We start from the raw sequence: 12,709 nt of genomic DNA, 5'->3' as shown, positions 1-12,709 counted from the left end.
TCGTCAACGACCGCGCAGGCGGGCCGCGCGCAGGGAGGCGTGCAGCAGCAGGCGGGCGTCGCCGTCGGCGGGGTCGAGACCGGTCAGCACCGGGATCCGGCCGAGCCGGTAGTACAGCGTCTGGCGGTGGATGCGCAGCTCGGCCGCGGCACGGGCCGCGCTGCCCGCGCAGTCCAGCCACACCTCCGCGGTCTCGCGCAGCACCGGGTCGGCGAGCAGGGGCTCGACCACCGGGTCCGGGCCGGGCAGCGCGGCCGCGAGCCGCCAGGCACCCAGCTCGGCCCAGTGCGCGACGGGGGAGAGGTGCGGCACGGCGGTGGCCACGCGGGCGGCGGTGCGGGCCTGCGCCCACTGCCCGGGCAGGTCGCCGGTGCCGCGCCGGGCGTCGGAGACCCCGGCGGCGCTGCCCGCGGGCAGCCGGGCGAGCGAGGAGGCGGCCACCGCCCCCGCCGGGCGGAGGTCACCGGCCGACGGCAGCGGCAGCAGGACGGCGACGGCGTCGCCCACCACCGCGGCCACCGCGCCGGCAGCCGGCAGGGCCCAGCCCGGCGGTGGCGCGGGGACCAGCGCGACGAGCACCTGCGGGGTGCGCTCACCGAACCGCGCCGCCAGGCGACCGGCGCCCGCATCTGCCCGTGCGCCGGGCGCGCCGGTGACGGCGTCCACCAGCGCGCGCCCGAGGTCGTCCTCCCCCTCCCGCTCGGCCAGCAGCCGGCCCGCCGCGGCGGCGAGCTCCACCGCCCGGGCGAGCGCGGGGTCGCTGCGGTCGGCCGGGTCGATCCGGCCGCCGTCGAGCAGCCACAGGTACCCGCGGGTCCGGCCCTCGTGCCGCACCGGCAGCACCAGCCGGGTGAGGATCCCGGCCGTCGGGTCGGCCGGGGTGCGCAGCGGCCCCTCGGCCGAGGCGATGCCGAACTCCTCGAACCAGCGGCGGGTGGCCGGCGGCGAGCCCCGGGTCAGGATCGAACGGGTCCGGACGGCGTCCATCGTGTCCGCGTCGTCGTCGTGGGCGCAGAAGGCGAGCAGCGTGAAGCCGGCGTCCTCGAGGGTGGCCGGGGCGGCGAGCACCCGCGACACGTCGTCCACCAGGTCCTGCAGGTCGTCCCGCACGCGGCCTCCGCTCCGTCTCGTACAGCTGTATGAGAGCAGAGCCGTCGTCTTGCGACACCTGTCCCTGGCCCGGAAGGGGTGCGGTGCCTAGCGTCGGCGGTGTCGCTCCACCGTCCCCGAGGAGGCCGGCGATGCTGCAGAGGACCCTGCTGGCCGCGTCCCGCCGTCCCGGCCTGCGCCGCGCCGTCGTGGGCAACCCGGCGACCCGGCGCGTGGTCGACCGGTTCGTCGCCGGGGAGTCCCTGGACGACGCGCTGGCCGCGGTCCGGGCGCTCACCGCCGACGGCATCGCCGTCACCCTCGACCACCTGGGGGAGGACGTCACCGACCGCGCCGAGGCCACCCGCACCCGCGACGCCTACCTGCGCGCGCTGGAGGCGCTGGCGCCGCTGCGGCTCGGCCCGGCCGCGGAGGTGTCGGTGAAGCTCACCGCCTTCGGCCAGGGCCTGCCCGGCGGCGGCCCCGACATCGCGCTGGACCTGGTGCGGCCGGTGGTCGAGGCGGCGACGGCGATGGGCACCACGGTCACCCTCGACATGGAGGACTCGCGCACCGTCGACGACACGCTCGGGGCCCTGGCCGCGCTGCGCAAGGAGCACCCGGGCACCGGTGCCGTGCTGCAGGCGATGCTGCACCGCACGGAGGACGACGCGCAGGCGCTGGCCGTCAGCGGCTCCCGCGTGCGGCTGGTCAAGGGCGCCTACGACGAGCCGGCGACGGTGGCGCACCAGCGCAAGGCCGACGTCGACGCCGCCTACGCCCGCTGCCTGCAGGTCCTCATGGCCGGCCCCGGCTACCCCATGGTCGGCTCGCACGACCCGGCGGTGGTCGCGCTGGCCCACGAGCTGGCCGCCCAGCACTCCCGGGCCGCGGACTCGTGGGAGGTGCAGATGCTCTACGGCATCCGCCCCGACGAGCAGCGCCGGCTGGCCACCGCCGGCACCCGCGTCCGCGCCTACGTGCCCTACGGCTCCGACTGGTACGGCTACTTCATGCGCCGGCTGGCCGAGCGCCCGGCCAACGTCGGCTTCTTCCTGCGCTCGCTGCTCACCCGCTCCTGAATCGAGGACCCCCATGGACGCCATCACCCGGGTGCCGGCCCCGCGCAACGAGCCGGTCCTCACCTACGCCCCCGGATCGCCGGAGCGGGCAGCGCTGGAGACGCGGCTGGCCGAGCTGGCCACCGCGCCGCTCGAGCTGACCGCGACCATCGGCGGCCGGCAGCGCATGGCCGGCGGCGAGCGGTTCGACGTCGTCCAGCCGCACCGGCACGCCGCCGTCCTCGGCACCTCGGCGCACGCCACCCACGCCGACGCGCAGGAGGCGATCCGCTGCGCGAAGGAGGCCGCGCCGGGGTGGCAGGCGCTGTCGTTCGACGACCGTGCCGCGGTGTTCCTCAAGGCCGCGGATCTGCTGGCCGGGCCGTGGCGGCAGACGCTCAACGCGGCCACGATGCTCGGCCAGTCGAAGACCGCCTACCAGGCCGAGATCGACGCCGCCTGCGAGCTCATCGACTTCTGGCGCTTCAACGTGCACTTCGCCCGGCAGATCCTCGCCGAGCAGCCGGAGTCCTCGCCCGGCGTCTGGAACCGCGTCGACCACCGCCCGCTGGAGGGCTTCGTCTACGCGATCACCCCGTTCAACTTCACCGCCATCGCGGGCAACCTGCCCACCGCCCCGGCGCTGATGGGCAACACCGTGCTGTGGAAGCCGGCCCCGACCCAGCAGTTCGCCGCGCACCTGCTCATGCGGCTGCTGGAGGAGGCCGGGCTGCCGCCGGGCGTCATCAACCTGCTGCCCGGCGACGGCGTCGCGGTGTCGGAGGTGGCGCTGGCCGACCGCGACCTGGCCGGCATCCACTTCACCGGGTCGACGGCGGTGTTCCAGCACCTGTGGCGCACGGTGGGCGAGAACATCGCCTCCTACCGCGGCTACCCCCGGATCGTGGGCGAGACCGGCGGCAAGGACTTCGTCGTCGCCCACCCCTCGGCCGACCCGGACGTGCTGCGGACGGCGCTGATCCGCGGCGCCTTCGAGTTCCAGGGGCAGAAGTGCTCGGCCGCCTCGCGGGCGTACGTGCCGCGGTCGGTGTGGGCGCGGCTGCGCGACGACCTGGTCGGGCAGACCGAGGCGCTGCCGATGGGCGACGTCACCGACTTCTCGAACTTCCTGGGCGCGGTCATCGACCGGAAGTCGTTCTCGAAGCTCTCCGGCGTGCTGGAGCGGGCGCAGGACGACGCGGCCCTCACCGTGATCGCCGGCGGCACGGCCGACGACTCCGAGGGCTTCTTCGTGCGGCCCACGATCATCGAGGGCACCGACCCGGGCCACGACGTCTTCACCACCGAGTACTTCGGTCCGGTGCTCGCCGTGCACGTGTACGACGACGCCGACTACGACGCGGTGCTCGCGCAGATGGAGTCGGTGGCGCCGTACGCGCTGACCGGCTCGGTGATCGCCCAGGACCGGGCCGCCATCGCGCACGCGCAGCGGTTCCTGCGCAACGCGGCCGGCAACTTCTACGTCAACGACAAGCCGACCGGGGCGGTCGTGGGGCAGCAGCCCTTCGGCGGCGGGCGGGCGTCGGGCACCAACGACAAGGCGGGCGCGGCGCAGAACCTGCTGCGCTGGACCTCGACCCGGTCGATCAAGGAGACCTTCGTCCCCGCCACCGACCACCGCTACCCCCACCAGGGCTGAGCGAGATCTGCACACCTGGGGCTCTCACGCGTCCGAGAGGCCCGAGTGCGCAGATCTCGCGGGCCAGCGGAGGTGCGAGCCCTCGTCGGTGAGGACGGCGCCCTCGGACGGGCGGTGCGGTGCCAGCCGGCCGTCGGGCATGAGGTGGTGCACCGGCACGCCGCGGGCGAGGACGGCGACGTCGGCGATCAGCCGCCGGTGGCAGCGCCACCACACGCTCTCGCTGCACATCACCGCCACCGTCCCGCCGGCCTCCTCGGCGAGCACCTCGTCCAGCGCCGCGCCGAACTCCGCCGTCCTGGTGTGCGCGGCGTAGGCGGCGAACTGCGCGACGGTCCACCAGCCGTCCTCGACCGGCTCGCCCTTCGGCAGGCTGCGCCGCCCACCCAGCCGGGGCTCCCACCGGTAACCGGTCCCGGCCGCGGGCAGCCACTCCTCGAGCGCCTCGCGGCGGACGTCGGGGTTGTTCCGGCTGCCGGGGAACCGCCGGACGTCGACGACGAGCCGCACCCCGGCGCCGGCCAGGCGGGCGCCGAGCGCGGCGCGGTCCTCGGGCCCGTGGCCCACGGTCAGCAGCGGCACCCGGGCTCGTTACCCGCCCACCCCGCAGTCGATCATCGTCGATCGGCGGCGCTCGTCGGCGTGCCGGCCGACCGGATGACGGTGATCGACGAGGAGGAGGCATGCTCGACGCCGTGCCGGGGGTCGGGGCGGGGGCGTCGCTGTGGCGCTCGACCGGGATGCGCGCGCTCATCGGCGTCACGTTCCTCGGCTTCGCCAGCTACTGCCTGACGCTGGCCTCGCTGCCCACCTACGCCGTCGAGGGCGGCGCGGCGGAGAGCACCGCCGGCGTCGTGACGGCCGTCTTCCTGGTCGTCACCATCGCGGTGCAGTCGGTGGTGCCGGCGCTGACCGCCCGCTTCGGCACCGGCCCGGTGCTGGCCGCCGGGCTCGTCGCGATGGGGCTGCCCTCGCCGCTGTACCTGCTCGACGACGGCGTCGCGTGGATCTCCGCGCTGTCGGCCGTCCGCGGCGCGGGGTTCGCGATCCTCACGGTCCTGGGCGCGACCCTCTCGGCGTGGGTGGCACCGCCGGGCCGGCGCGGCGAGTCGATCGGCCTCTACGGCCTGGCCATCGCGATCCCGAACATGGTCGCCGTCCCGGCCGGGGTGGCGCTCGTGCTGGCCGGGCACGTCGGGTGGCTGTCCTGGCTCTCGGCGTCGCCGCTGCTCGGGCTGGTGCTCGTGCCGCTGCTCATGCGTTCGGTGACCGTGCCCCCGGACCTCGGCGGTTCCGGCAGCAACCGGGCGGCCGCGCTGGCCGCGCTCGCCCCGTCGGCGGTGCTCTTCGTGGTCACCATGGCCGGCGGCGGGCTGGTCACCTTCCTGCCCATCGAGCGGCCCGACGGCCGGCTCGCCACGATCGCGCTGCTGCTCTGGGGCGCCACCGGGGCGCTGTCCCGCTGGCGGGCCGGCCTGCTGGCCGACCGGCTCGGGGCGGCTCTGCTGCTGCCGCTGGCAGTCGCCGTCGGCGCCGTCGGCCTGGCGCTGGTCGCGGTGGGTCTCGGGACCGGCGACGTCTGGGTGCTGATCGGCGCCGCGGTGTTCGGTGCCGGGTTCGGCGCCGTCCAGAACCTCACCCTGCTGACCAGCTTCGCGCGGGCCGGCGAGCAGGGGCAGACGGCGGCCAGCGCGACGTGGAACGCCGCGTTCGACGCGGGGACCGCGGTCGGTGCCCTGGCACTCGGCGTCCTGGCCGGCGGGCTCGGCCTGGGCGGCACCTTCGTGCTCGTGGCCGCCGGGCTCGCCCTGCTGGTCCCGCTGGCGCGGGCAGCCGGGCAGGTCAGCCGCTGAGCTGCTGCGCCCGCGCGTGCAGCGACCGGATGAACAGGACCTCCTCGCCCGACCGGCGCAGCCAGGTGCGCAGGCCGTCGAGGTCGCCGCGGTTGGCGTCGCGCAGCTGGGCCAGGTTGATCTGGCGGGTGCTGGCCTGGGCGCGCTGGGCGGTGGGCAGCGCCCGCCCCTCGGCCCGGGCGATCGCGGTCAGGCCGGCGCCGAGGAAGACCAGGTCGCGCAGGTCCGCCAGGTCGGCGAGGAGGGCGTCGGCCGCGGCGTCCTCGCGCGCGAGCAGGGTCAGGAACTCGTCCGCGCGGCGGCGGCCCTCGGCGGCGGCGTCAGGGGAGGTCACCCCTCCACTGTGCCCGGCATGCGCAAACGCACTCGGCGGTGGGGCCCGACAGGGCTACGGTGCCGGCCATGACAGGAGCCGACGTGCCGGAGGCCGGCGCGCGGGCCGGCCTCCGGTGAGCGTCTCGAAGCGCCCGGCGGCGATCAGGCGTCCCGCCGCTGGAAGGCCAGCCAGCCGACCACCAGGAGCGCCAGGACCTCCGCGCTGAACACGGCGAAGCCGGTCCACGGGGCCAGCAGCTCGGGGTTGAACGACACCGGGGTGGTCACCTCGGAGCCCGCGTTGCCCGGCAGCAGCTTCGCCGTCCACTCGCCCCAGGTGCCCGGCAGCAGGAAGGCCATGTTGCCGACCACGAAGACCAGCGCCAGCACCACTGACAGCGCCGCCGCCGTGTGCCGCACCAGGATGCCGACCGCCGCGGCGAACAGGCCCAGCCCGGCGAGGTAGAGCCCGCTGCCGAGCATCGAGCGCAGCACGCCGTCGTCGGTCAGGGCGAGGCCGATGCCCTCGCGGTCGAGGAACCAGTTGCCGCCGAGGAAGCCGACCACGGCGGTGACGACACCGGCGACGAACAGGGTCCCGGCCAGGACGGCGGCCTTCGCGGCCAGCACCGCGCCCCGGCGCGGGGTGGCGGCGAGGGTGGCCCGGATCATCCCGGTCCCGTACTCGCTGGTGACGGCGAGCGTGCCCAGCACGATGGCGGTGATCTGGGCGAACATCATCCCCCAGGTCACGAAGGAGCCCGGCGACTCGTCGGCCTCGCTGCTGGCCAGCCACTCGGCGCTGGTCGCGCACACCAGGACGGTGAGCCCGGCGCCGAGGGCGAAGAGGGCGGCGAACGACCACGGGGTCGAGCGCACCGTCCAGAACTTGATCCACTCGGCGCGCAGCGTGTGCCCGAAGCCCTGCCGGGCGCCGGGGACGTTGCGCCGCGGGTCGAGCACGACGGTGGTGCTCTCGGCGGTGACGGTCATCGGAGGGCTCCCACGGGGTCGGCCGAGTACTCGACGCTCGAGGCGGTCAGGGTCATGAAGGCGTCCTCCAGCGAGGAGCGCACCAGGGTCAGCTCGTGCAGGAGGAGGCCGTGGCCGCCGACCAGCTCGCCGACGGCCGGGGCGTCCATGCCCTGCACGCGGAGCTCGTCGTCCGCGGTGCCGACCTCGGCGCCGGCGGTGCGCAGCAGCTCGGCCACCTCACCGCGCTGCGGCGTGCGGACCCGCACGTAGGAGGCCGCGTGCTCGGCGATGAAGTCGGGCATCGAGCAGTCGGCCAGGATCCGGCCACGGCCGATGACCAGCAGGTGGTCGGCGGTGAGGGCCATCTCCGACATGAGGTGGCTGGAGAGGAACACCGTGCGCCCCTCGGCGGCCAGCTGCCGCGCCAGCGTGCGCACCCAGCGGATGCCCTCGGGGTCCAGGCCGTTGACCGGCTCGTCGAGGACGACGACGGGCGGGTCGCCGAGCAGCGCGACCGCGATGCCCAGGCGCTGGCCCATGCCGAGGGAGAACTTGCCGACGCGGGTGCCGGCCACGTCCTCCAGCCCGACGAGGGCCAGCACCTCGTCGACGCGGGAGCGCGGGATGCCGTTGCTGGCGGCCAGCCAGCGCAGGTGGTCGCGGGCCGAGCGACCAGGGTGCAGCGCACGTGCCTCGAGCAGGGCGCCGACCTCGCGCAGCGGCGCGGGGGAGTGCTGGTAGCGGCGGCCGTTGACGGTCACGCTGCCCGCGGTCGGCCGGTCCAGGCCGAGGACCATGCGCATCGTCGTGGACTTCCCGGCGCCGTTGGGACCGAGGAAGCCGGTCACCCGGCCGGGCTGCACGGTGAAGGAGATGCCGTCGACGGCGACCTTGGCGCCGTACTTCTTGGAGAGCCCGGTCGCGGCGATCACGGCTGCGCCCCGGGGTGGACGGTCGGAGGAGTCATGCCTGGAAGAGTCGCGGTGCCCGGGCGCCGGGTACATCGGGGAGCGCCCCCATCCGACCCTGAACGGCCCCGGATCGCCGGACCCGGGTAGCCCCCCGCTTGACCGGTCGCCGGGCATCCGCGAGGCTCGCCGGGAGCGCTCCCACGGCGGGAGCCCGGAAAGGTGCCTCCCCCGATGTCGCAGCGCCCCGACCCGGCCGCGTTCCCGGCCGACTTCCTCTTCGGTGCGGCCACCGCCGCCTACCAGATCGAGGGTTCCACCACCGCCGGCGGCCGCGGTCGGTCCATCTGGGACACCTTCAGCGCGATCCCCGGGAAGATCCGCGACGGCGACACCGGCGAGGTGGCCGCCGACCACTACAACCGGTTCCGCGACGACGTGAAGCTCATGGCCGACCTCGGCCTGCGCAGCTACCGCTTCTCCATCGCCTGGCCGCGGATCCAGCCCGGTGGTCGCGGGCCGGTCAACCAGCAGGGCCTGGACTTCTACAAGCAGCTGGTCGACGAGCTGCTGGCCAACGGCATCGAGCCGTGGGTGACGCTGTACCACTGGGACCTGCCCGACGAGCTGGAGCAGGCCGGTGGCTGGCCGGCGCGCGAGACCGCCGAGCGGTTCGCCGAGTACGCCGACCTCACCGCCGGGGCGCTCAGCGACCGGATCAGGTTCTGGACGACGCTCAACGAGCCGTGGTGCTCGGCCTTCCTCGGCTACGCCAGCGGCGAGCACGCCCCCGGCCGGCACGACCAGGCCGCCTCGATCGCCGCCGTTCACCACCTGCTGCTGGGCCACGGCCTGGCCGTGCAGGCGCTGCGCGGCCACGGCGTCGAGCAGGCCGGCCTGACCGTGAACCTCTACCCGGTCACCCCGGTCGACGACGACCCGGCGGTGCTCGACGTCGCGCGGCGGATCGACGGGCTGCAGAACCGGCTCTTCCTCGACCCGGTGCTGAAGGGCGCCTACCCGGAGGACGTGCGCGCCGACCTGGCCCCGCTCACCGACTTCGCCTTCGAGCGGCCGGGCGACGCCGAGACCATCGCGACGCCGATCGACGTCCTCGGCGTCAACTACTACAGCCGGCACCGGGCCACCGTCTCGGCGATGCCCGGGGTGGCCCAGGGCGGCGTCGCCGGGCCGCACGGCGACCCGACGGCGATGGGCTGGGAGGTCGACCCGACGGGGCTCACCGAGATCCTCGTCCGGATCAAGGACGACTACCGCGAGATCCCGATCTACGTCACCGAGAACGGCTCGGCCTACGACGACGAGGTCGTCGACGGCGCGGTGCACGACGTCGAGCGCACCGAGTACGTCGCCTCGCACGTGGCGGCCTGCGCCGACGCGATCGAGCAGGGCGTGCCGCTCAAGGGCTACTTCCTCTGGTCGCTGCTGGACAACTTCGAGTGGGCCCACGGCTACGCCAAGCGGTTCGGCATGGTGCACGTCGACTACGCGACCCAGGAGCGCACGGTGAAGGACAGCGGCCGCTGGTACGCCGACTTCGTGCGGTCGCACCGGGACCTGCAGCGGTGACCCCGCGGCCGACCCTCGAGCAGGTCGCCGCGCACGCGGGGGTCGGCCGGGGGACGGTCTCGCGGGTGGTCAACGGCTCGCCGCAGGTCTCCGAGCAGACGCGCCGGGCGGTCGAGGCGGCGATCGCCGAGCTGGGCTACGTGCCCAACCTCGCCGCCCGCGCGCTGGTCACCCGGCGCACCGGCACGGTGGCCCTGGTCGTGGCCGAGGGGGAGGAGCGGCTCTTCGAGGAGCCGTTCTTCGCCCGCGCCGTCCGGGGCATCTCCTCGGCCGTGCAGGCATCGGGCCGCCAGCTGGTGCTCGCGCTGTCGGAGGGCCGCCCGCTGGAGCGGTACCTGACCCCCCAGCACGTCGACGGCGTGCTGCTGCTGTCGGTGCGCGCCGACGACCCGCTGCCCCGGCAGCTGCAGGGCACCGGGCTCCCGGTGGTGCTCGGGGGGCGCCCGGACGGCGTCGACGTCCCGCACGTGGACGTCGACAACGCCGGCGGGGCGCGGGCGGCCGTGGCGCACCTGCTGGCGACCGGCCGGCGGCGGATCGCCACGGTGACCGGGCCGCCGGACATGGGCGCCGGGCGGGACCGGCTGGCGGGTTACCGCGACGCGCTGGCGGGGGCCGAGGCGCTGGAGGTGACCGGCGACTTCACCGAGGGGAGCGGCTACCGCGGGGTGCGCGAGCTGCTCGACCGGCGCCCGGACCTCGACGCCGTGTTCGCGGCGGGGGACTCCATGGCCGTCGGCGCGCTGCGGGCGCTGCGGGAGGCCGGGCGGTCCGTACCGGGCGACGTCGCCGTCGTCGGCTTCGACGACTCACCGCTGGCCGCGGTCACCGACCCGCCGCTGACGACGGTGCGCCAGCCGGTCGAGGAGCTGGGCCGGGCGATGGCCGAGCTGCTGGCCGCGCTGCTCGCGGGGGAGGAACCGGCCTCCCGGGTGCTGCCCACCGAGCTGGTGGTGCGCGCGTCGTCCTGAGTCAGGCGGCCCGGGCCTGCGGGCGGAGGAGCCGGCGCAGCTCACGGGCGGCGGCCTGCCCGGCCCGGTTGGCGCCGATCGTGCTGGCCGACGGGCCGTAACCGACGAGGTGCACCCGCGGTTCGCCGACGACGGCGGTGCCGTCGAGCCGGAACCCCTCGCCGGGTGCCCGCAGCCGCAGCGGTGCGAGGTGGTTGGTGGCGGCGCGGAACCCGGTGGCCCAGAGGATGACGTCGGCGCGGACGAACCGGCCGTCGTCCCAGGCGACGCCGTCCGGCGTGATCCGGTCGAACACGGGCAGCCGCTGCAGCACGCCGCGCTCGAGCCCCTCGCGCACGTAGGGCGTGGTGACCAGCAGCCCGGTGAGCCCGACGACGCTGCCTGGCCGCCGGCCCTCGCGGACGGCCGCCTCGACCTGGGCGACGACCTCGCGGCCGACGGCCTCGTCGAACGGGCCCTCGCGGAACACCGGCGGCCGGCGGGTGACCCACGTGGTGCTGGTGACGCGGGAGATCTCGGCGAGCAGCTGGGTGGCCGAGGCGCCGCCGCCCACGACCACGACGTGCTGCCCGCGGAACTCCTCGGCGGAGCGGTAGTCGACCGGGTGCAGCTGGCGGCCGCGGAAGGTGTCCTGGCCGGGGTAGCGCGGGACGAAGGGCCGGGTCCAGGTGCCTGTGGCGCTGACGATGGCACGCGCCGTCCAGGCGCCGGCGTCGGACTCGACGCGGAAGCGGTCGTCGTCGGTCCGGCGGACGGCGGAGACGCGGACCGGCCGCACGACCGGTAGGTCGAAGTGCCGCTCGTACCGCGCGTAGTAGGCGGGCACCTGCTCGACGGCCGGCGCGGTCTCGTCGTCCGGGGTGAACGGCAGGCCGGGGAGGTCGTGGACCCGGTGCGTGGTGCCGAGGGTGAGCGAGGGCCAGCGGTGCTGCCACGCGCCGCCCGGACCGGCGTCGGCGTCGAGGACGACGAAGCCGGAGCCGCGCTCGAAGCCCTGGCGCAGCAGGCCGTAGGCGGTGGAGAGCCCGGCCTGGCCGGCACCGATGACGACGACGTCGACGTCGCGGGGGACCGGTGCGCTGCTCACACGGCGTGCAACGGCGCGGCCGGGGGGAGCCTTCCCCGGGTCGCTCGGACGAGCAGGGCGCTCACAGCGCCCGCAGCACCTCCGGGAGGTCCGTGGCCGACTGCACCTCGTGCGGGGGCCGCGGGCCCCCCGCGTCCAGGGCGTGCCCGGTGCGCGCCAGGCGGACGGTGGCGAGGCCGGACTCCAGCGCCCCGCGGACGTCCCGCGCCGAGGCGGCGACGTGCACCAGCCGCGCCGGTGCGACCGCGGCCGCCGCCCGCCGGTAGATCTCCGGGTCCGGCTTGTAGGCGCCCAGCCGCTGGGAGGTCAGGAGCAGCTCGGGGTCGACCAGCCGGGCGGCTCGGGTGGTGCGGGCGAGGGCGTCGTCGACGTTGGACAGGATCCCGACCCGGTGCTCCGCGGCCACCGCCGCGACCCCCTCGGCGACGTCGGCCCACAGCGGCCACTGCGCGACCGACGCCTGGACGGCGGCCAGGTCGGCGTCCACCGTGCCGCGGCCCAGCCCCAGGTCGGTGTAGGCGCGGGCCAGGGCCTCCCGGGAGAGGTCGGCGAAGGTGACCGGCGGGTGCGCGGTGCGCTGCAGCGCCTTGTTGTGGCCGTCCCACCGGTCGTACAGCTCGGTGCCGGGCACCTCCCACCCGCGCCGGGCGGCCAGGTCGCCGAGGACGGCGGAGCCCCCGGTCCGGCTGTCGGTGAGCGCGCTGAACAGGTCGAAGGTGACGATCACGCCCCCGAGTATCCGAGCACCGTTCCGGTGGACGCGGGCCCGCTCCTGCGCTTCGATCAGGGCCCCCACAGCAGCGGGAGGCCGGGTGAACCTGGAGAAGGTCGTGTTCGGCTTCTTCGTGGTGCTGGCCGCGACGCTGAACTTCGGCTTCTTCATCGGCGACATCGACGACCCGGTGCTGCACAACCCGTTCGAGCTGTTCGCCGCCATCGTGGTGAACCTGATCGCCACGGTGCTCAAGTTCGGGGACCGCACCCAGATCGGCGCGGTGCACCTGGCCACCAGCCTGGTCGCCGACCTCCAGCTCATCGGGGCGGGGCTGATGTGGGGCTACGCCGAGTACGTCTCCTCTGCCGGCATGACGCCGGCGTGGACGGCCAGCGTCGTGTCGCTGTCCGGCGGGGCGCTGCTGGCCAACCTGGTCTCGATCGTCCTGCTGGTCATCGAGACGGTGTCCTTCCACCGCGGGTGAT

13 protein-coding genes are annotated in these 12,709 nt (G+C 75.5%); 6 read left to right on the top strand and 7 right to left on the bottom strand.

All coding sequences use genetic code 11. The annotated features are described in order from the left end of the window. Positions 1-3: 3 nt before the first annotated feature. Positions 4-1,110, bottom strand: a complete 1,107-nt coding sequence (locus DQ241_RS07145; RefSeq protein ID WP_113829510.1) for a CdaR family transcriptional regulator — start codon at positions 1,108-1,110, stop codon at positions 4-6. A gap of 131 nt (positions 1,111-1,241) precedes the next feature. Between DQ241_RS07145 and DQ241_RS07140 the strand changes: the two genes are divergently transcribed. Continuing rightward, the gene (locus tag DQ241_RS07140; protein WP_113829509.1) at positions 1,242-2,171 is read left to right on the top strand and encodes a proline dehydrogenase family protein; all 930 of its coding nucleotides are present in this window, start codon (positions 1,242-1,244) and stop codon (positions 2,169-2,171) included. Positions 2,172-2,184: 13 nt separating this feature from the next. Then, positions 2,185-3,810 carry an L-glutamate gamma-semialdehyde dehydrogenase gene (gene pruA / locus DQ241_RS07135; protein ID WP_113829508.1) on the top strand — a complete coding sequence of 542 codons (1,626 nt, stop codon included), beginning with the start codon at positions 2,185-2,187 and terminating at the stop codon, positions 3,808-3,810. 24 nt (positions 3,811-3,834) lie between these two features. Here pruA and DQ241_RS07130 read toward each other — a convergent pair whose 3' ends face one another. Then, complete coding sequence (locus tag DQ241_RS07130; protein WP_113829507.1) at positions 3,835-4,392, bottom strand: DUF488 family protein; 558 nt, start codon at positions 4,390-4,392, stop codon at positions 3,835-3,837. 101 nt (positions 4,393-4,493) lie between these two features. On the opposite strand from DQ241_RS07130, the gene DQ241_RS07125 reads away from it, so the two are divergent. Then, positions 4,494-5,663, top strand: coding sequence for an MFS transporter (locus DQ241_RS07125; RefSeq protein ID WP_113829506.1), 1,170 nt, complete (start codon positions 4,494-4,496; stop codon positions 5,661-5,663). Here the strand turns inward: DQ241_RS07125 and DQ241_RS07120 are convergent. From DQ241_RS07120 to DQ241_RS07110, 3 genes are all read right to left on the bottom strand, one after another. Then, complete coding sequence (locus DQ241_RS07120; protein WP_113829505.1) at positions 5,653-5,997, bottom strand: hypothetical protein; 345 nt, start codon at positions 5,995-5,997, stop codon at positions 5,653-5,655. The two genes, DQ241_RS07125 and DQ241_RS07120, sit on opposite strands and share 11 nt — an antisense overlap. Positions 5,998-6,140: 143 nt before the next feature. Continuing rightward, positions 6,141-6,971: an ABC transporter permease subunit gene (locus DQ241_RS07115; RefSeq protein ID WP_113829504.1), complete on the bottom strand. Its 831-nt coding sequence runs from the start codon at positions 6,969-6,971 to the stop codon at positions 6,141-6,143. After that, on the bottom strand, positions 6,968-7,885 hold the full coding sequence (locus tag DQ241_RS07110; RefSeq protein WP_113829503.1) for an ABC transporter ATP-binding protein: 918 nt from the start codon (positions 7,883-7,885) through the stop codon (positions 6,968-6,970). Before DQ241_RS07110 ends, DQ241_RS07115 begins: the two co-directional genes overlap by 4 nt. A 210-nt stretch (positions 7,886-8,095) precedes the next feature. On the opposite strand from DQ241_RS07110, the gene DQ241_RS07105 reads away from it, so the two are divergent. Next, positions 8,096-9,451: a GH1 family beta-glucosidase gene (locus tag DQ241_RS07105; protein ID WP_113829502.1), complete on the top strand. Its 1,356-nt coding sequence runs from the start codon at positions 8,096-8,098 to the stop codon at positions 9,449-9,451. Next, positions 9,448-10,422 (top strand): LacI family DNA-binding transcriptional regulator, encoded by a 975-nt coding sequence (locus tag DQ241_RS07100; RefSeq protein ID WP_233492285.1) that lies wholly within the window; start codon positions 9,448-9,450, stop codon positions 10,420-10,422. Before DQ241_RS07105 ends, DQ241_RS07100 begins: the two co-directional genes overlap by 4 nt. Position 10,423: 1 nt before the next feature. Here DQ241_RS07100 and DQ241_RS07095 read toward each other — a convergent pair whose 3' ends face one another. Continuing rightward, positions 10,424-11,509 carry an NAD(P)-binding domain-containing protein gene (locus tag DQ241_RS07095; protein WP_113829501.1) on the bottom strand — a complete coding sequence of 362 codons (1,086 nt, stop codon included), beginning with the start codon at positions 11,507-11,509 and terminating at the stop codon, positions 10,424-10,426. Between the two features lie 61 nt (positions 11,510-11,570). Then, the gene (locus DQ241_RS07090; RefSeq protein WP_113829500.1) at positions 11,571-12,236 is read right to left on the bottom strand and encodes an HAD-IA family hydrolase; all 666 of its coding nucleotides are present in this window, start codon (positions 12,234-12,236) and stop codon (positions 11,571-11,573) included. Positions 12,237-12,321: 85 nt separating this feature from the next. On the opposite strand from DQ241_RS07090, the gene DQ241_RS07085 reads away from it, so the two are divergent. Beyond that, positions 12,322-12,708 carry a DUF6394 family protein gene (locus tag DQ241_RS07085; RefSeq protein WP_113829499.1) on the top strand — a complete coding sequence of 129 codons (387 nt, stop codon included), beginning with the start codon at positions 12,322-12,324 and terminating at the stop codon, positions 12,706-12,708. Position 12,709: the final 1 nt, after the last annotated feature.

Source organism: Blastococcus sp. TF02A-30 (assembly GCF_003319185.1).
GTDB lineage: Bacteria > Actinomycetota > Actinomycetes > Mycobacteriales > Geodermatophilaceae > Blastococcus.
This window is presented reverse-complemented; position numbering and strand designations above follow the sequence as displayed.